The 17156-nt window shown below is 71.6% G+C and carries 15 protein-coding genes; 5 read left to right on the plus strand and 10 right to left on the minus strand.

Features of this window, described 5'->3' with window-relative positions:
- Window positions 1–51: 51 nt before the first annotated feature.
- A complete protein-coding gene (locus ACIWQI_RS00830; protein WP_396655155.1) occupies window positions 52–474 on the plus strand; it encodes a hypothetical protein in 423 nt (140 codons plus the stop codon).
- Here ACIWQI_RS00830 and ACIWQI_RS00835 read toward each other — a convergent pair.
- Complete coding sequence (locus ACIWQI_RS00835; protein WP_396655156.1) at window positions 459–1415, minus strand: hypothetical protein; 957 nt, start codon at window positions 1413–1415, stop codon at window positions 459–461. The two genes, ACIWQI_RS00830 and ACIWQI_RS00835, sit on opposite strands and share 16 nt — an antisense overlap.
- 74 nt (window positions 1416–1489) lie before the next feature.
- On the opposite strand from ACIWQI_RS00835, the gene ACIWQI_RS00840 reads away from it, so the two are divergent.
- On the plus strand, window positions 1490–2704 hold the full coding sequence (locus ACIWQI_RS00840; protein ID WP_396655157.1) for a homoserine O-acetyltransferase: 1215 nt from the start codon (window positions 1490–1492) through the stop codon (window positions 2702–2704).
- 1 nt (window position 2705) lies between these two features.
- Here ACIWQI_RS00840 and ACIWQI_RS00845 read toward each other — a convergent pair whose 3' ends face one another.
- From ACIWQI_RS00845 to ACIWQI_RS00875, 7 genes are all read right to left on the minus strand, one after another.
- A complete protein-coding gene (locus ACIWQI_RS00845) occupies window positions 2706–3461 on the minus strand; it encodes an NUDIX hydrolase (RefSeq protein ID WP_396655158.1) in 756 nt (251 codons plus the stop codon).
- A complete protein-coding gene (locus tag ACIWQI_RS00850) occupies window positions 3454–3765 on the minus strand; it encodes an MTH1187 family thiamine-binding protein (RefSeq protein ID WP_396655159.1) in 312 nt (103 codons plus the stop codon). The genes ACIWQI_RS00845 and ACIWQI_RS00850 overlap by 8 nt, the downstream gene beginning before the upstream one ends.
- Before the next feature lie 10 nt (window positions 3766–3775).
- The gene (locus tag ACIWQI_RS00855) at window positions 3776–5017 is read right to left on the minus strand and encodes a glycosyltransferase 87 family protein (protein WP_396655160.1); all 1242 of its coding nucleotides are present in this window, start codon (window positions 5015–5017) and stop codon (window positions 3776–3778) included.
- Window positions 5018–5037: 20 nt separating this feature from the next.
- Window positions 5038–5853, minus strand: a complete 816-nt coding sequence (locus ACIWQI_RS00860) for an NAD(P)H-hydrate dehydratase (RefSeq protein ID WP_396655161.1) — start codon at window positions 5851–5853, stop codon at window positions 5038–5040.
- Window positions 5850–6902 (minus strand): hemolysin family protein, encoded by a 1053-nt coding sequence (locus ACIWQI_RS00865; RefSeq protein ID WP_396655162.1) that lies wholly within the window; start codon window positions 6900–6902, stop codon window positions 5850–5852. Before ACIWQI_RS00865 ends, ACIWQI_RS00860 begins: the two co-directional genes overlap by 4 nt.
- Window positions 6899–8224: a hemolysin family protein gene (locus tag ACIWQI_RS00870; RefSeq protein WP_396655163.1), complete on the minus strand. Its 1326-nt coding sequence runs from the start codon at window positions 8222–8224 to the stop codon at window positions 6899–6901. Before ACIWQI_RS00870 ends, ACIWQI_RS00865 begins: the two co-directional genes overlap by 4 nt.
- A gap of 122 nt (window positions 8225–8346) precedes the next feature.
- The gene (locus tag ACIWQI_RS00875) at window positions 8347–9804 is read right to left on the minus strand and encodes a GuaB1 family IMP dehydrogenase-related protein (RefSeq protein ID WP_396655164.1); all 1458 of its coding nucleotides are present in this window, start codon (window positions 9802–9804) and stop codon (window positions 8347–8349) included.
- A 132-nt stretch (window positions 9805–9936) separates the two neighbouring features.
- Here ACIWQI_RS00875 and ACIWQI_RS00880 point away from each other — a divergent pair, with 132 nt between their 5' ends.
- A complete protein-coding gene (locus tag ACIWQI_RS00880) occupies window positions 9937–13614 on the plus strand; it encodes a multifunctional oxoglutarate decarboxylase/oxoglutarate dehydrogenase thiamine pyrophosphate-binding subunit/dihydrolipoyllysine-residue succinyltransferase subunit (RefSeq protein WP_396655165.1) in 3678 nt (1225 codons plus the stop codon).
- A gap of 9 nt (window positions 13615–13623) precedes the next feature.
- A complete protein-coding gene (locus ACIWQI_RS00885; protein ID WP_396655166.1) occupies window positions 13624–14016 on the plus strand; it encodes a hypothetical protein in 393 nt (130 codons plus the stop codon).
- Here ACIWQI_RS00885 and ACIWQI_RS00890 read toward each other — a convergent pair.
- Window positions 14013–15383, minus strand: a complete 1371-nt coding sequence (locus ACIWQI_RS00890; RefSeq protein WP_396655167.1) for a DUF222 domain-containing protein — start codon at window positions 15381–15383, stop codon at window positions 14013–14015. The genes ACIWQI_RS00885 and ACIWQI_RS00890 overlap by 4 nt on opposite strands.
- Window positions 15384–15480: 97 nt before the next feature.
- Here ACIWQI_RS00890 and ACIWQI_RS00895 point away from each other — a divergent pair, with 97 nt between their 5' ends.
- Window positions 15481–15858, plus strand: coding sequence for a VOC family protein (locus ACIWQI_RS00895; RefSeq protein WP_396655168.1), 378 nt, complete (start codon window positions 15481–15483; stop codon window positions 15856–15858).
- Here ACIWQI_RS00895 and ACIWQI_RS00900 read toward each other — a convergent pair.
- Entirely contained in the window at window positions 15777–17120 is a 1344-nt protein-coding gene (locus tag ACIWQI_RS00900; protein WP_396655169.1) for an APC family permease, read from the minus strand. The two genes, ACIWQI_RS00895 and ACIWQI_RS00900, sit on opposite strands and share 82 nt — an antisense overlap.
- Window positions 17121–17156 lie beyond the last annotated feature (36 nt).

Raw genomic sequence — 17156 nt, forward strand, 5'->3', positions numbered from 1 at the left:
CGACACGGCCTCCCTCGCTACGCTGGATCCACATCGAGAGAGGGAGGCCGTGTGCCGTTCCGTGCCCTGTGCGCCGCGACGGCGCTCGTCTTCGCCGCCTTCGCCGTGACCGCCTGCGCGCCCGAGCCGGAGCCTGCGCCGACGGTCACGGTCACGGTGACTGAGACCGCCACCGCCACCCCCACCCCGACGGCGTCCGCCCCCGCGGGCGAGGCCTCCCCCGACGACCCGCTGACCGCCCTCGGGGCATGGTCGATCTGCGCCGGCATCGCCACGGAGTACTTCCCCGTCTCCGACTACCAGCGGCTCCCCTACTCGACCGATGCCGTCCAGCCGCAGAGCGACGGCACCTTCCGCGTCACCGTCGGCTACGAGCCCACCGGAGCCGGCGCGGGAGCGGCGATCGACTGCGCGATCGGCGGCACCGTCGGCTCGCCCGAGGTGCTCGTCAACGGCCCCTACGACTTCGGCTGATCCGGCAGGGCCGCATCCCACCAGCGCAGCACCCGCAGGGCGCGCAGGGTGATCCACCGGCTGGGATCCCCCTCGCGGCCGTCCACCTCGATCAGCTGCGGCCCCTCGTGGTGCAGTTCGCGCACCCAGCGGCCGTCCTCGCGTCGCTTCGCACGCAGCAGCTCGACCGCCGGGGCCAGGCGCGGGTCGCGGCGGTCTGCGAGGCGGAAGTGGTCGAGCCCGCGCAGCACGTCGTAGTACCAGCGCACCGGATACGACACCATCGCGAACCGCGGATCGGCGATCCGCCCCGTCGACCTGCGGTTCAGCAGCCCCCGCTCCAGGAGGTAGTCCTCCCCCGCCCGGCGCGCCGCCGACGCCGCGGCCGACTCTCCCCCGGCGCGCTCCCATGCGAGCAGTCCCTCGATCGCGCAGATCGTGGAGTGGAACGAAGACACCCGCGCACCGTACGCCGCCCAGCAGTTCCAGCCGCCGTCGGGAAGATGCCAGTCCAGCACCGTGTCCACGATGGGATCGCCGCCCTCGCCGAAGTATGCGGCGATCGCCAGCGCAGTGCCGTTGATGCACGGTTCCGCCTCGCCGTCGAAGTACGGCTCGCCCTCGTGCTCCCAGCGCACGCCGCGACGAACCCGCTCGACGGCGCGTCGGGCCGCGGGCGAGGCCGGATCGAGCCCGAACTCCATGAGCGCCTGCAGGCAGAAGTGCGTGGCCGTCCAGGCGTCGAAGAACGGGCGGTCGTCGTCGACCCAGCCCGGACGGTAGGTTCCGCCGTCCCAGCGGCCGCCGGGATCCTGCAGCCCGAGCAGTCGCGCGCCCCAGCCTTCGTGCGCCACGCGAGCGCGCTCCGCCGCCACAGCGTCCGGGGGCGCATCCGCGAGGTCGCGCATCACCTGCCAGCGGATGGCGGGATCACCCTGCATCAGCCACTCCATGACATCCATGGCGGGAGGCTACGCGCCGCCTCCGACGGCGTAACACGGCGTCGCACCGGCGCAGGGCCGGGGACAATGGTCTGATGGACTGGCAGATCTCGGAGGACACGGTGCCGTCGGCCCCGGTGACCGAGGCGGACGCCCGTCTGCTGCTGGGCCGCCCTCCGGCCACCGGCGCGTGGCGCGACGGCGACCCGGCCGGCGACCGGCGGTTCGCATCCTTCGGCGCGTTCGAGACCGAGGGCGGCGAGGCGCTTCCCGGCATCCGGATCGCGTTCGAGACCTGGGGAGAGCTGAACGCCGCCCACGACAACGCGGTCCTGATCTGCCACGCGCTCACCGGGGACAGCCATGTGCGCGGGCCCGCCGGACCCGGCCACCCCACCTCAGGGTGGTGGGGGGATGTGGTGGCCCCGGGCGGCCCCATCGACACCGACCGGTGGTTCGTCGTGGCCCCCAACATCCTGGGTGGATGCCAGGGCTCCACCGGCCCCGCCAGCATCGCTCCGGACGGCTACGAGTGGGCGTCGCGATTCCCGTACCTCACGATCCGGGACCAGGTCGCAGCGCAGGTGCGACTGGCCGATGCACTCGGCATCGATCGGTGGGCGGCCGTGGTCGGCGGGTCGATGGGCGGCATGCACGCACTGGAGTGGGCGGTCTCGCACCCGGAGCGCGTCGCCCGCCTCGCGGTGCTCTCGGCCCCGCCGGTGAACACCGCCGACCAGATCGCACTCAACTCGGTGCAGCTGGAGGCGATCCGGATCGATCCGCGCTTCCAGGGCGGCGAGTACTACGACGCCGGCGACGGGGACGGGCCGCACCGGGGCCTCGCGCTGGCGCGCCGCATGGCGCTGCTGAACTACCGCAGCACCACCGAGCTCAACCAGCGCTTCCAGCGATCCTGGCAGTCCGAGGTGAGTCCGCTCGGCGGTGGCGGACGCTTCGCGGTGGAGTCGTACCTCGACTTCCACGGCAACAAGTTCACCCGCCGCTTCGATGCGAACTCGTACGTCTGCCTGGTCGGCGCCATGGACTCGCACGACATCGGGCGCGGCCGCGGCGGCGTCGAGGACGCTCTCGCCCAGGTGGCCGCGGTGTCACTGGTGCTGGGCATCGACAGCGATCGGCTGTTCCCCGTCGAAGGGCAGCATCGCATCGCGCGCGGCATCCCCCGGACGCTGGACGGCGACGAGGCCGCGGTGCTGGTCAGCGACTTCGGGCACGACGGCTTCCTCATCGAGACCGCGGCCGTGGGCGCGCACCTGCGGCGCCTCCTCGACGAGCCGGCGCCGTGACTCAGTCGGTGCGCACGTAGCGCCAGGGCAGCGATCCGGTCTCCAGACGGTGACGTGCCGATGCCGCCCCCGCGCCGAACTCCGCGTACTCGGCGTCGCCGTGCCAGAGCAGGACCGTGCCGCCGGGAGTCTGCGCGGCGATCGTCTGGAACTCCTCCACGCCGCGCATCCGGACGACCGCGAGCGCGGCCTCCGCGTCGTCCTGGCCCGACAGACCGTGCAGCGTCACCCAGGTGGGCGGATACAGCATGACCTCGCCGCGCGCATGCCGCTGCAGCACCTCCTCCGGAGGGAGCCACTGCGCCGACACGACCTCCTCCGCGGAGGGGACGACCCGGGTCTCGACCGCGTGCGCCGCGAAGAACCAGGTGCGGATCCGCAGTGCGATCCCGGGCGGAGGGTCCCACCGGGACATCGGAACCAGATGCTGCGGGTCCAGGGCGATCCCGACCTCCTCGAAGGTCTCGCGCACTCCGGCCCGTCGGGCGATGACGGGTTCGGAGTCGTCGGCGCCCACCGCATCGCTCGGCTCGATCCTTCCTCCGGGGAAGACCCAGGCGCCCGCGAACGACCCGCGGTCGGGACGCTGCATCATGAGCACCTCCGGGCCGCGGGCGCTGTCGCGCAGCAGCACGACGGTGGCCGCGACGGGCACATCGGGGTCGTCGATGTCTTCGGGGCGTCGCGGCCGGGCGTCGTGGATCGAGTCCGTGACCGCGCGCAGGGCGCCCGTTCCCGGCGACGTCGGGTCAGTCATCCGGCTCACCCAGCGCCTCTTCCAGCCGGCGCACCTTGCCCTCCAGCTCACCCGTGTAGCCGGGGCGGATGTCGGCCTTCAGCACCAGGGACACCCGCGAGCCGAACGGCATCACCGCCTCGGTGGCGCGCCGGACGACATCCATCACCTCGCTCCACTCGCCCTCGAGCTCGGTGAACATCGCGGTCGTGCGATGCGGCAGCCCCGAGCTGCGGACGACGGCGACCGCGGCGGCGACGGCGTCGTGCACGGAGCCGTCGGCGCGGCCGGTGCCGATGGGTGCGACGGAGAAGGCGACGAGCATGGCATTCCTCTCATTCGGTCGGCAGGGCCGAGGCGGGAAGCCCCCGCCGGGCGATGACGTGGGGCCGCGTCCGCACCCGGCTCAGCTTGACCAGCGCCCAGACGAAGAGGGCGATCACGCCGATGTTTCGGACGGTGAGCGCCAGGACCGAGCCCACCGCGGGATTCGGCACCAGCATCAGGCCCGCGTACACGATCGGGTAGACCAGCTGGGTGAGGGCGGCGACGACCAGGCCGAGCACCGCGATGCGCCACCAGCGCGCGCGGTCCAGCGCGAGCCCCATCACGAGCGGGGCGATGATCCACAGATAGAACTGCGGCGATCCGACCTTGTTCACGACGATGAGCGCGCACACCAGCGACAGCGACAGCGCGGGCAGGAGCGCCGCGAACGAGGCGCCGCGACGCGCCTTGATCGCGCCGACGGCGAGGATGGCCAGCAGCGCCACCAGCAGCAGCGGCGTCATCGCGGCGATGACGGAGTCCACCTGCGGGCCGGTGGCCTGGAAGGTCAGCATGTCGGGGTCGTAGTAGATCCAGGCGTCCGCCGTCGCGAAGGCGGCCAGCCACAGGTACAGGCCGCTCACCGGAGCCTCGATCTGCAGCCCGCGGCCGGCCTGGTCGCCGACGAACCCGAGCAGATTCGGCAGGCCCCCCGCCGCGACGACCGCGAGCGCGACGACCGCCGAGACCCCCGCGGCCGCGCCGAACACCGCCCATCGTCGACGCAGGGCGACGAATGCGGCGGCCAGCAGCGCGGCCGGCCACACCTTCACCCAGGTGGCCACCGCGAGCAGGGCACCGCCCAGCCAGGGTCTGCCGGCGAGCCAGAGGCCACCCATGATCGCGAGCGGGACGGTGACCGCGTCCACGCGATACAGCGCGATCGGGCCGAGCAGCAGCAGGAAGCCGAGCCAGTACCACGCCGCGACGACGCGGCCCCGCGACCGGGCGCGACCGATCAGCACGGCGAATCCGATGGCGTTCATCGCGGTCGCCACGACCGCCCAGGCGACGAAGTAGCCGCCCGCCCACGAGATCAGCTGCGCGACGACCATCGGCACGAGAGCCAGCTGCGGGTACACCCACTGCTCGTGCACGCCCACGATGTGCCCCGCCAATGCCGCCCGCGACCACGGGTCGTAGACGTTGCCGACGTCCCCCATCGGGTCGCTCGGCAGCAGATATCCGAGGGTCGCGATGACGGCGTGGACGACGGCGAACGCGATCCACAGCACCGCCCGCCTCGACACGAGACGAGTGTACGTCGCGGTCATTCCAGCAGCTCGGCGACCGCGCGCGGCAGCGCGGCCGCCACATCCAGCGCGGTGATCGGGCCGCCGCGCGGGCCGAGGACCTCGGCGGCGAGCTGCGCGGCCCGTCCGTGCAGCCGTGCGCCGGCGGCGCCGAGGTCGCGGAGGTCGGCTGCAGCCACGGGGCCGGCGGCGGCGGCGCCTGCCACCAGCGCCCCCAGCACACCCCCGAGAACGTCGCCGGTCCCGGCGGTCGCCAGCCAGGGTGTCGCCGGCCCCACCCGCACCGGGTCGCCCACCGGCGACGCGAGGATCGTGACGCTGCCCTTCAGCAGCACCGTCCCGCACAGGACGCGGGCGGTCTCCGCCGCCGCTGCCGCGCGGGCGTCGTCGTCGGACGCCGCGACCGGCGCGAGACCCAGCCGCTCCCGCAGCGCGTCGTGCTCGCGCGCGTGCGGGGTCACCAGCAGCGGCGCGGTCGCGCCCGGGGCGAGATCGAGCGCCCCGGCGTCGACGACCACCGGGACCGAGCCGGAGAGGATGCCGCGCAGCGCCGCCGTCTCGGCGGCCGGGCGGTCTGCGGCATCCGTTCCCGATCCGATCACCCACGCCTGCACCCGGCCCTCCCCCAGCACCGTCTCGGGCCGGCGCTGGAGCACGAGGCCGGACGGACGGCCGGGCCCGACGTAGCGGACCATGCCGACACCCGTGCGCCAGGCCGCCTCGACGCCGAGGACCGCGGCCCCCGGGTAGGCATCCGAACCCGTGCGCAGGCCCACCACGCCGCGGCTGTACTTGTCGTCGCCGGCGCGCGGCGCGCTGATCAGCCCGCTCATCGCCGCCTCGTCGCGTCCTGGACCTCGCCGATGAGCTCCTCGATGACGTCCTCGAGGAACAGCACGCCTGTCAGTGCGCCGTCGGTGTCGCGGACCGCCGCGAGGTGGCGCCCGGCCTGCCGCATGGCCGCCAGCGCGTCCTCCAGGTCGGTCCCCTCGTGCACCTGGACCATCTGGTGGATGCGGCGGGCGGGGATCGGCGAGGTGAGGGTCGACTCGGCCTGCGGGCCCTCCGCCACCTGCAGGATGTCCTTGAGGTGCACATAGCCGATCGGCGCGCCGGCCGCGTCGACGATGATGTACCGCGAGAAGCCGTGCTTGGCGACCGCGCGCTCGATCTCGGCCGGCGTCGTGGACGCGGGCAGGGTGACCAGGGATGCCAGGGGCACAGCGACATCCTTCGCCTTCTTGTCCGTGAACTCCACCGCCGCGGCCACCGTGCCGGACACGTCGTGCAGCAGACCCTCCTCGCGCGACCGGCTCACGATGGTGGCCACCTCGTCGAGGGTGAACGTGGAGGCGGCCTCGTCCTTCGGCTCGACGCCGAACAGGCGGATCACGTGGTTCGCGATCCAGTTCAGCGCGACGATGACGGGGTGGAACGCCCGCGAGACCCACACGAGCGGCGTCGCGAGCATCAGCACCGCGCGGTCGGGAAGCGAGAACGCGAGGTTCTTGGGCACCATCTCGCCGAACACGACGTGCAGGTAGGAGACGATCACCAGGGCGATGACGAACGCGATCGTGTCGATGGCGGCTTCGCCCCAGCCCGTGAGGCCCAGCGGCACCGCCAGCAGGTGGTGGATCGCCGGCTCCGACACGTTCAGGATCAGCAGCGAGCAGATCGTGATCCCCAGCTGGCTGGTCGCCAGCATGAGCGTGGCGTGCTCCATCGCGTAGAGGGCGGTCTTGGCCGATCGCGATCCCTTCTCGGCGAGCGGCTCGATCTGCGACCGCCGGGCCGAGACGACGGCGAACTCCGCACCGACGAAGAACGCGTTGGCCGCGAGGAGGACGACCAGCCAGATCAGTCCCGCCCAATCGCTCATCGGTCCTCATCCCCGCCCTGCTCCTCGGGCGATCCGGGGGTGAATCGCACCCGGTCGACACGACGGCCGTCCATCCGCGTGACGGTGAGCGTGCCGCCGCTGAGGGGCACCTCGTCGCCGACCGCCGGGATGCGCTCGAGCACGCTCATGACGTAGCCGCCGACGGTGTCGTACACGTCGCCTTCGGGGACGACGACGCCGGCCCGGTCGCGCACCTCGTCGGGGCGCAGATCGGCCGGGAAGGTCAGCGACTGCTGCCCGCGCACGATCCCGGCGCGACTGCGGTCGTGCTCGTCGAACACCTCGCCGACGATCTCCTCCACGAGGTCCTCAAGGGTCACCACTCCGGCTGTGCCCCCGTACTCGTCGACGACGATCGCCATCTGGTAGCCGCGGGCCCGCAGCTCGGCCAGCAGCCCATCCAGCTGCAGCGTCTCGGGCACCCGCAGCGGCTCGGTCGAGATCGCGCCCGCCGGCACCTCGGCGCGCTTGGCGCGGGGCACCGACACGGCCTGCTTGAGGTGCGCCACACCGACGATGTCGTCCATCGACTCGTCGAAGACGGGGAAGCGGCTGTGCCCGGTGCGCCGCGCCAGCTGCACGATGTCGTCGACCGAGTCGCCGACACCGACCGCGTGCACGCTCGGCCGGGCGGTCATCACGTCGGCGGCGCTGAGCCGGGAGAACCTCAGGGTGCGGTCCAGCAGCGACGCGGTGTCCTTCTCGAGCACGCCGGCACTGGCCGAACGACGCACGAGGCTGGAGAGCTCCTCCGCGGTGCGAGCACCCGAGAGCTCCTCCTTCGGCTCGATGCCGACCGAGCGGATCAGTGCGTTGGCGCTGCCGTTGAGCACCGCCACGGCGGGCCGGAAGACGGTCGTGAACGCGACCTGGAACGGCATCACGAGCTTGGCTGTGTGCCGCGGCAGCGCCAGGGCGAAGTTCTTCGGCACCAGCTCGCCGAGGATCATCGACAGGATCGTGGCGATCGACATGCCGATCACTGCCGCGATCGGCCGCGACACCGCCTCGGGCAGGCCCCACCACCCCCTGAGCACCGGGTCGAGGAGCGTCGAGATCGCCGGCTCCATGGTGTAGCCGGTCAGCAGCGTCGTGAGGGTGATTCCCAGCTGTGCGCTGGAGAGGTGCGTCGAGGTGATCCGCAGGGCGCTGATCGTCAGGTTCAGCCGCGACTCGCCGCGCTCACGCCGTGCTTCGAGGTCGGCGCGATCCAGGTTGACGAGTGCGAACTCGGACGCCACGAACAGGCCGGTGCCGACGATGAGCAGAAGCCCCACGCCCAGCATGATCCACTCGTACATCACGCGCTCCCCCGCGGGTCAGCCGGCCCGCGCATCGGAGTGGGGTGGGGCGATCGTCTGCAACTGGGAGGGTCGTCCATCAGGGCACCAAGTGTACGGCACGGCGCCGCGCCGGAGCGGGGCTACCAGCTCACCGGGAGCGCCTTGCCCTCCTCGTAGCCGGCCGCCGACTGCAGACCGACACGGGCCCGCTCGTGGAACTGCGCAACGGTCGTCGCACCCGCATAGGTGAACGACGAGCGCACGCCGGCCGTGATCATGTCGAGCAGGTCCTCCAGGCTCGGCCGCAGGGGGTCGAGATAGATCCTCGACGACGAGATGCCCTCGGCGAACAGCTCCTTGCGGGCCAGCTCGTACGGGTCGAGCCGGCCGAATCTCTCGTGCACGGCCTTGGTCGACGCCATCCCCCACGACTCCTTGTACACACGACCGGAGGCGTCCTCCTGCAGCTGTCCCGGCGCTTCGATCGTGCCGGCGAACCACGAGCCGATCATCACGGACGACGCACCCGCCGCCAGTGCCAGGGCGACGTCGCGCGGGTAGCGCACGCCGCCGTCGGCCCAGACATGCGCTCCCATCACCCGGGCCGCATCGGCCGCCTCCAGCACCGCCGAGAACTGCGGACGCCCCACGGCGGTCATCATGCGGGTCGTGCACATCGCCCCCGGTCCGACGCCGACTTTGACGATGTCGGCACCCGCCGCCACCAGATCGTGCACGCCTTCGGCGGTGACCACGTTGCCCGCGGCCACCGGCACACCCAGTCCCAGGTCGGCGACCGTCTGCAGGGCGCGCAGCATCCCCTCCTGGTGACCGTGCGCGGTGTCGACGACCAGCACATCGACGCCGGCGGCGGCCAGGGCCGTCGCCTTCTCGGCCACGTCGCCGTTGATGCCGACGGCGGCGGCGACGATGAGGCGCCCGGCCGCGTCGACGGCGGGGCGGTAGACGCTGGCGCGCAGCGCCGTGCGCCGCGACAGCGTGCCCACGACCAGGCCGTGGTGCAGCACGCACACGATCTCGGCGTCGGCGCCCACCAGCAGGTCGAACGCCTGCCGGGCGCTGTCGACGTCTTCTGCGTCGATCGACGGGGTGCGCCCACGCGCGAGATCGCCCAGCCGCGCGTCGGGCAGGGCGGTGCCCAGCCGCGCGGCCGAGACGATGCCGTCGACCTCGTCGATGGGGAGATGGTCGGCGGAGCCGGCGGCGACCACGATCCCGTGGCCCGGTGTGGCCGGCAGCAGGCGCGCCGCGTCGGCGACGGTCGCGTCCGGCGGGAGCACCAGCGGCGTGTCCCAGCGGACGGGCTGGCCCTTGACCCACCGGATGGCGGCGTCCAGCTCCTGCAGCGGCATGTCCTGCGGGAGCACGCCGAGGCCGCCCCGCCGCGCGAGGGTCGCCGCCAGGCGTGCGCCGGTCACCGAGTTCATGTTCGCCGAGACGATGGGGATGGTCGCGGCCGTGCCGTCGCCGGGCGACAGGTCGACATCGAGCCGGCTGGCGATCGCGGAACGCCGGGGGACGAGGAACACGTCCGAATAGGTCAGGTCGACATCCGGCCGCTCGCCGTAGAACTCCATGTACGCCAAGGGTAGTGCTTCGCTGTCCCGCAACACTCAGGCAGACTGGATTAGGCTTAAGGGGTCGTGCGCGCGGGGGGAGACTCGTCCGCGTGTCTACAGGATCCTCAGGACGAAAGCAGGCGATCGAGCGTGTCCAGCCAGGTCACGGGCGCAGGGGTGTCGAGCGAAGGCGACTTCGGCGCCAACGAGTGGCTCGTCGACGAGCTCTACGAGAAGTTCAAGGCCGACCGGAACTCGGTCGACAAGGCATGGTGGCCGGTCCTGGAGACCTACCGCCCGGTCACGGGTGATGTGGCGCCGGCGGACGGTGCCGCGCCCGGGGCATCCGAACCCCGTCCGCTGACCGCTCCGATCCCGGTGCTGGGCGCCCAGCCGGTCGCCCGCACGACGGCCAAGCCCGCCGCCCCCCAGCCCATCCCCGCGCAGGTGCCCAAGCGGGCCCCGTCGGCGGAGGACTCCGAGGACGAGGACCGGGTCACGCCGCTGCGAGGTCTTCCCAAGACGCTCGCGGCGAACATGGACCAGTCGCTGAGTGTGCCCACCGCCACGAGCGTGCGCACGATCCCGGCGAAGCTCATGATCGACAACCGCATCGTGGTGAACAACCACCTCTCGCGCACCCGCGGCGGCAAGGTGAGCTTCACGCACTTCATCGGCTGGGCGATCATCAAGGCCCTCAAGGAGTTCCCGAGCCAGAACGTGTTCTACGCCGAGGTCGACGGCAAGCCGTCGGTGGTGGCTCCCGCGCACATCAACCTGGGCATCGCGATCGACCTGCCCAAGGCCGACGGCACGCGGGCCCTGCTGGTGCCGAGCATCAAGCGGGCCGACACGCTGAGCTTCAACGAGTACCTCGCCGCCTACGAGGATCTCGTGCGGCGCGCACGCTCCAACGAGCTGACGCCCGCCGATTTCGCCGGCACCACGATCTCGCTGACCAACCCGGGCGGCATCGGAACCGTGCACTCGGTGCCGCGGCTGATGAAGGGCCAGGGCTGCATCATCGGGGCGGGTGCGCTCGAGTACCCGGCCGAGTTCCAGGGCACGAGCGAGAAGACGCTCAACGAGCTGGCCATCGGCAAGACGATCACCCTGACGAGCACCTACGACCACCGGGTGATCCAGGGCGCCGGTTCGGGAGAGTTCCTGCGCAAGGTGCACGAGCTGCTCATCGGCCAGCGCGGCTTCTACGACGAGATCTTCGCCGCCGCGCGCATCCCCACCGCCCCGATCCGCTGGGCCAGCGACATCAACGTCGACATCGCCGAGCGCGTCGACAAAACCGCCCGCGTGCAGGAGCTCATCAACTCCTTCCGCGTGCGCGGCCACCTCATGGCCGACATCGACCCGCTCGAGTACCGCCAGCGCACGCACCCGGACCTCGAGATCGAGAGCCACGGGCTCACCTTCTGGGACCTCGACCGCGAGTTCGTCACCGGCGGGTTCGGCGGCAAGCGCACGATGAAGCTGCGCGACATCCTCGGCGTGCTGCGGGACTCGTACTGCCGCACGATCGGCATCGAGTACATGCACATCCAGGACCCGGTCCAGCGCAAGTGGTTCCAGGACAACATGGAGGTCAAGTACCAGAAGCCGAGCCAGGAGGAGCAGCGCCGCATCCTCAGCAAGCTCAACCAGGCTGAGGCGTTCGAGACCTTCCTGCAGACGAAGTTCGTCGGTCAGAAGCGGTTCTCGCTCGAGGGCGGCGAGTCGCTCATCCCCCTGCTCGACCAGGTGCTCAAGGGCGCCGCGGAAGCGGGCCTGGACGGCGCCGCCATCGGCATGGCCCACCGCGGCCGGCTCAACGTGCTCACCAACATCGCCGGCAAGACGTACGGGCAGGTGTTCCGCGAGTTCGAGGGCGCGGTGGCCGTGGGCAACAAGAGCGGCTCCGGCGACGTGAAGTACCACCTCGGCACCGACGGCACGTTCGTGGCCGAGGGCGGCGAGAAGCTGCCGGTGCACCTGGCCGCGAACCCGTCGCACCTCGAGACGGTCGACGGCGTGCTCGAGGGCATCGTGCGGGCCAAGCAGGACCGCAAGCCGATCGGCTCGTTCTCGTATCTGCCGATCCTCGTCCACGGCGACGCGGCCTTCGCCGGGCAGGGCGTGGTGGTCGAGACGCTGCAGATGTCGCAGCTACGCGGCTACCGCACCGGCGGCACGATCCACGTCGTCGTCAACAACCAGGTGGGGTTCACCACGACTCCGCAGGACGGTCACACGTCGGTGTACGCCACCGACGTCGCCAAGACCATCCAGGCGCCCATCCTGCACGTCAACGGCGACGACCCCGAGGCGGTCGTCCACGTCGCCGAGGTCGCGTTCCGCTATCGCCAGGAGTTCCACCGCGACATCGTCATCGATCTCGTGTGCTACCGGCGGCGCGGCCACAACGAGGGCGACGACCCGTCGATGACGCAGCCGCTCATGACCAACCTCATCGAGGCGAAGCGCTCGGTGCGCCGCCTGTACACCGAGGCGCTGGTCGGTCGCGGCGATCTGACCGAGGAGGAGTACGAGAAGGCGAAGCAGGACTTCCAGAGGCGGCTGGAGGTCGCCTTCACCGAGACCCACGAAGCCGAGACGGGTGCGAACGAGGTCGTCGAGGCCACGATCGTGGAGGACGACCGCGCTCCCGGCGAGCTGGAGACGACGGGCGTCTCGCGCGCGATCGTGGAGAAGATCGGGGATGCCTTCGTCAACCGGCCGGAGGGCTTCACGGTCCACGCCAAGCTCCAGCAGCTGATGGAGAAGCGGCTGGACATGAGCCGCAACGGCGGCATCGACTGGGCGTTCGGCGAGCTGCTCGCCTTCGGCTCGCTCCTGCTGGAGGGCACCCCGGTGCGCCTGGCGGGTCAGGACTCGCAGCGCGGCACCTTCGTGCAGCGCCACTCGGTGCTGCACGACCGCAACAACGGCCAGGAGTGGATCCCGCTCACGAACCTCAGCGACAACCAGGGCCGGTTCTGGGTGTACAACTCGCTGCTCAGCGAATACGCCGCGATGGCGTTCGAGTACGGCTACTCGGTCGAGCGGCCGGACGCGCTCGTGCTGTGGGAGGCGCAGTTCGGCGACTTCGCCAACGGCGCCCAGTCGGTCATCGACGAGTACATCTCGGCCGCCGACCAGAAGTGGGGTCAGAAGTCGAGCGTCGTGCTGCTGCTCCCCCACGGCTACGAGGGGCAGGGGCCGGACCACTCGTCGGCCCGCATCGAGCGCTACCTCCAGCTGTGCGCGCAGGACAACATGACCGTGGCGCGGCCGTCGACCCCGGCATCCTATTTCCACCTCCTGCGTCGTCAGGCCTACGTGCGCCCGCGCCGTCCGCTCATCGTGTTCACGCCGAAGGCGATGCTGCGTCTGCGGGGTGCGACCAGCTCGGTCGAGGACTTCCTCACGGGGCGCTTCGAGCCGGTCATCGACGACGACCGCGACATCGACAAGAGCGCCGTCACGCGAGTGCTGCTGCACTCAGGCAAGATCCACTGGGATCTGCGGGCCGAGCTCGAGAAGAACCCGAACCCCGAGATCGCGCTGGTGCGGCTCGAGCAGTTCTACCCGGCGCCGATCGACCAACTCAATGCCGCGATCGACAGCTATCCGAACGCCGAGCTGGTGTGGGTGCAGGACGAGCCCGAGAACCAGGGCGCGTGGCCGTTCATCGCGCTGGAGGTCGTCAAGCACCTGCACGGGCGGACGATCACGCGGGTGTCTCGACCGGCTGCGGCTTCGCCGGCGACCGGGTCGCCGAAGGTGCACGCAGTCGAGAGCGCGGAGATCATGGCGCAGGCGCTCGGACGCTAGTGCGCGCTCGTGGGTGAGAACCGGTACTGGGGCGCGAAGCGCCTGGTGCAGGTGATCGCCCTGGCCCTGGCGGTCCTGGGCGCGTGGCTCATGCTCGAAGTGCCGGGTTACGGCACGGCGACGACGGATTCCCACGGCGCCGAGACGGCGGAAACGCTCTCGATGCTGGATGCCGTGGGTCCCGCGGCACTGGGGCTGGCCGCCGTGCCGGTCGCGATCGCGGTGCTGCCCCTGTTCGGGGTGGGGCGCGCACGGCAGCCGCTGGCGATCGCCGGCTCGGTGCTGATGGCGTGCTTCGTGCTGCTCGGCATCCTCAGCATCGGCTTCTTCTACGTTCCGGCACTGCTGGCCGGGCTGGTCGCCGTGTTCCTCGAACCTCGCGGGACCCGGCGGCTGGTCTAGAAGGGCGGCGGATCGAGTGCGGTGCGATGTCCGGTGGGGCTGGTCCAGTGCTCTCGGCCGGTGTCGGGGTTTTGCTCGTGTCGCCAGAGCGTCTCGTGTTTGACGCGGTGGTGATGCCGGCACTTGGGACTCAGATTCGCAGCGGCGGTGGGACCACCGTGCTGCCAGTCGACGCGGTGGTCGACATCGCCGGTGCGGGCGGGCCGGGCGCAGCCCGGGAACGTGCAGGTCTTCTGGGTCTGCTGCACCCATCGACGAAGGGCGGCGGGCGGACGGCGCACGGCGCGGTCCACATCCAGGACCGTGCCGGTGACCGGGTCGGTGAGCACCCGGATCCACGACTTCGCCTTCCCCGCGAGACGCTCGGCGGTGGGCGCGTCGACGGGCCCGCAGCCCTCCAGCATCGCCGGGGCGTCGTGCTCGCCGAGAAGAGACAGCACAGGGACCGTGACGGCGATCACGGGATCGATCCGCTCGTCACCGCCGGTCAGCAGGTCCGTGGCGACATCGGCGCGCAGCTGCGCGAGGGTGCGCGACTCGTCCTCCATGCGCTGCAGCCGTCGGACGTGCTCGTCGATTCCATTCCAGGCGGCGTGCAGACGCACCGTCGGCGCTTCCACCGTGAGAGTCGACATCCCATCGTCACCGTCGGTGAGCCACATGGTTCGGTGCTGTGCCGCCTGTGCGTGCCGGTCGTCGGTGGGAGTGGGATGGACCCGATCGCGCACCACCCGCACCCGGACCCGAAGCCTGCCTGGGGCGAGCACCTGAGCGGAGTGGGCGACCTGGTCATCGAACCGCGCCCATGCCGCCGGATCGTCGGCCGGCAGGTCTGCGGCGGCGGATGAGGCGATGCGGGCGCTCCGCTCGCTGACCGCTCCACCCAGGAACAATGCCCACAACTTCGGGCAACGGAGGCGCAGCGTGTCGGCCGTGTTCGCCATCGCACGGACGGTCGCCTCCGACATCCGCAGCCGGACGGCGATGTCCGCGACCGCAGCCCGCACCGCCAGCTCCTGACGGTCGCGGCGGACGCGTGCCGCCCGGCGGCCGCGGGGGTCGGTCCACGCCGGATCCAGAGTCGGATCGGGCCCCACCCACGGGTCGGGCTCGTGCTCGGCGTCACGCAGCAGGTCGGACATCGTCCGGTACTGGTCGGCGACCAGCACGCGCCCCCGGGCGTGCGCATCCTCGAGGGCTGCGAGCGCATCCCGCGGCGCCTCCGCCACAGTCGGATCGCCGGGCGGCACTGCCCACTCCGCCGGGTCGTCGCCGATCACCTCGGCGGACTCGATCAGCTCGTGCCAGGCGACGTCCGCATCCAACCCCCGCGGTGCACCCGCATAGAGATGCGTGGTTTTCTTCATATTTCGAACATAGCCAGCACCTCTGACATCCGCTTTTCTGTTCTATTTCGGCACCTCGCCCCTCCCGTGGTGGCGCGGACGGGCGTAGCCTCGACCCATGCTCGTCGTCGGCTCCATCGTCATCCGCGTGAGCGACCTCCCGGCCCAGCTCGCGTTCTGGACGCAGGCTCTGGGCTACTCCCCCCGCGAGCCGGTCGGCGACGACTTCGCACTGCTGCTGCCGCCCGACGGCATCGGCCCCAACGTGTCGCTCGACGCGGTGCCGGCCGAGCGGTCACTTCCCCCGCGCATCCATCTCGACCTCTACGCGCAGGATCAGGCCGCCGAAGTGCGCCGCCTCGCCGCGCTGGGCGCGCGCGAGGTGCATTGGAGCAAGCGCCCGCCCGACGCCGACTACGTCATCATGGAGGACCCGGAGGGCAACCGGTTCTGCGTCATCGACGCCGCGGAATGGTCGGGCTGGGCGCGGCGCTGACTCCGTCTCCGGCCGCGCAGGGGGCGCCACACGGTCACCATCAGCGCTGCCGCCGCGAGCGCCCCGGCCGGGAGCAGATGCGCGCCGGCGAGCGCCAGCAGCCCCGCGGTCAGCACGACGGCGACGACGGCCATGATCCAGCCGGGGCTCCATCGCGGGAGGATGACGATGGCGGCGACCATCCCGACGGCATAGATCGCGACCATGCTGCTCGTGTGGATGAGGATGAACGTCTCGAGATTCCCGCCGGTCGCGACGGCGATCGCGAAGTACGTCATCGCGATGCCGAAGGTGACAAGAAGCGCGCGACGGGGGATGCCGCCTGCCTCGGCGCCGGGCGCGAGCCACCGCGGCAGGTCTCCCCGCGTCGCCAGTGCCGCGCCGAGCTTGCCGAATGCGGCGAGGTAGGCGTTGAGGACCCCGAGGACGACGATTCCGGCGACCACGCCGACGATCGCCGGCCCTGCGCCCGGGGCGACCACGGCCACCAGAGACAGCAGCGGCACGGTGCCGCCGCCGGCATCCGTCCCGAGCACCCCGACCGTCACCACCTGCAGCAGGAGGTACGCAAGACCGGTGACCACGAGCGCGATCGCCGTCGCGATCGGGATGGTGCGACGGGGGTCTCGGAACTCTCCCGAGATGTGGGTGCCGACCTCCCACCCGGCGAACGCCCACACGAAGAGACTGATCGCCGTGCCGACACCGCCCCAGCCGTGCGGGAGGAACGGTTCGAAGCTGCGGGCGTCGACCGCGGGCAGCGCCGCCCCCACCACCAGGACGACGAGACAGACGAGCAGGCCGGTCAGCACGAACTGGACCCACCCGGCCACGCGCACGCCCAGGAGGTTCACGACGAACGGCGGGAGGATGATCGCGAGCCCCACCAGCGGCACCGCGGCGCGGTCTGCTCCGGCGATGGCGGTGAGGTACTCGCCGCCGAGCAGGGCGAGCACCGGGAATCCCGCCGCCACTCCGAAGTAGAACCAGTAGCCGGTCGCGCGCGCCGCGATCGGGCCGAGTGCGCGGCGCACGTAGCCGGCGACGCCCGCCGGATCGGGATGCCGTGCCGCCAGTGCGGCGAAGGCACCCGCCAGCGGGATCGACATGATCGCGACGGCCGCGACCGCGAGGATCGAGGCCGGCCCCGCCGACGCCGCCGCGAGCGCCGGGAGCACGAGCAGACCCGTGCCGAGCACCGACGCGATGTACAGCGCGGTGCCCTGTCCGAGCCCGAGCGAGCCATGGGTCTTCGTGGTCACCAGACGATTCTGAGGGCGCCCACCGACAGCGGCGCG

Source organism: Microbacterium sp., from assembly GCF_044508325.1.
Classification (GTDB): Bacteria; Actinomycetota; Actinomycetes; order Actinomycetales; family Microbacteriaceae; genus Microbacterium.

Coding starts and splice junctions, on each gene's coding strand:
- ACIWQI_RS00870 (WP_396655163.1), bottom strand. CDS start 8,224: ATGTACGAGTGGATCATGCTGGGCGTGGGGCTTCTGCTCATCGTCGGC.
- ACIWQI_RS00865 (WP_396655162.1), bottom strand. CDS start 6,902: ATGAGCGATTGGGCGGGACTGATCTGGCTGGTCGTCCTCCTCGCGGCC.
- ACIWQI_RS00895 (WP_396655168.1), top strand. CDS start 15,481: ATGCTCGTCGTCGGCTCCATCGTCATCCGCGTGAGCGACCTCCCGGCC.
- ACIWQI_RS00835 (WP_396655156.1), bottom strand. CDS start 1,415: ATGGATGTCATGGAGTGGCTGATGCAGGGTGATCCCGCCATCCGCTGG.
- ACIWQI_RS00840 (WP_396655157.1), top strand. CDS start 1,490: ATGGACTGGCAGATCTCGGAGGACACGGTGCCGTCGGCCCCGGTGACC.
- ACIWQI_RS00860 (WP_396655161.1), bottom strand. CDS start 5,853: ATGAGCGGGCTGATCAGCGCGCCGCGCGCCGGCGACGACAAGTACAGC.
- ACIWQI_RS00890 (WP_396655167.1), bottom strand. CDS start 15,383: ATGAAGAAAACCACGCATCTCTATGCGGGTGCACCGCGGGGGTTGGAT.
- ACIWQI_RS00875 (WP_396655164.1), bottom strand. CDS start 9,804: ATGGAGTTCTACGGCGAGCGGCCGGATGTCGACCTGACCTATTCGGAC.
- ACIWQI_RS00845 (WP_396655158.1), bottom strand. CDS start 3,461: ATGACTGACCCGACGTCGCCGGGAACGGGCGCCCTGCGCGCGGTCACG.
- ACIWQI_RS00850 (WP_396655159.1), bottom strand. CDS start 3,765: ATGCTCGTCGCCTTCTCCGTCGCACCCATCGGCACCGGCCGCGCCGAC.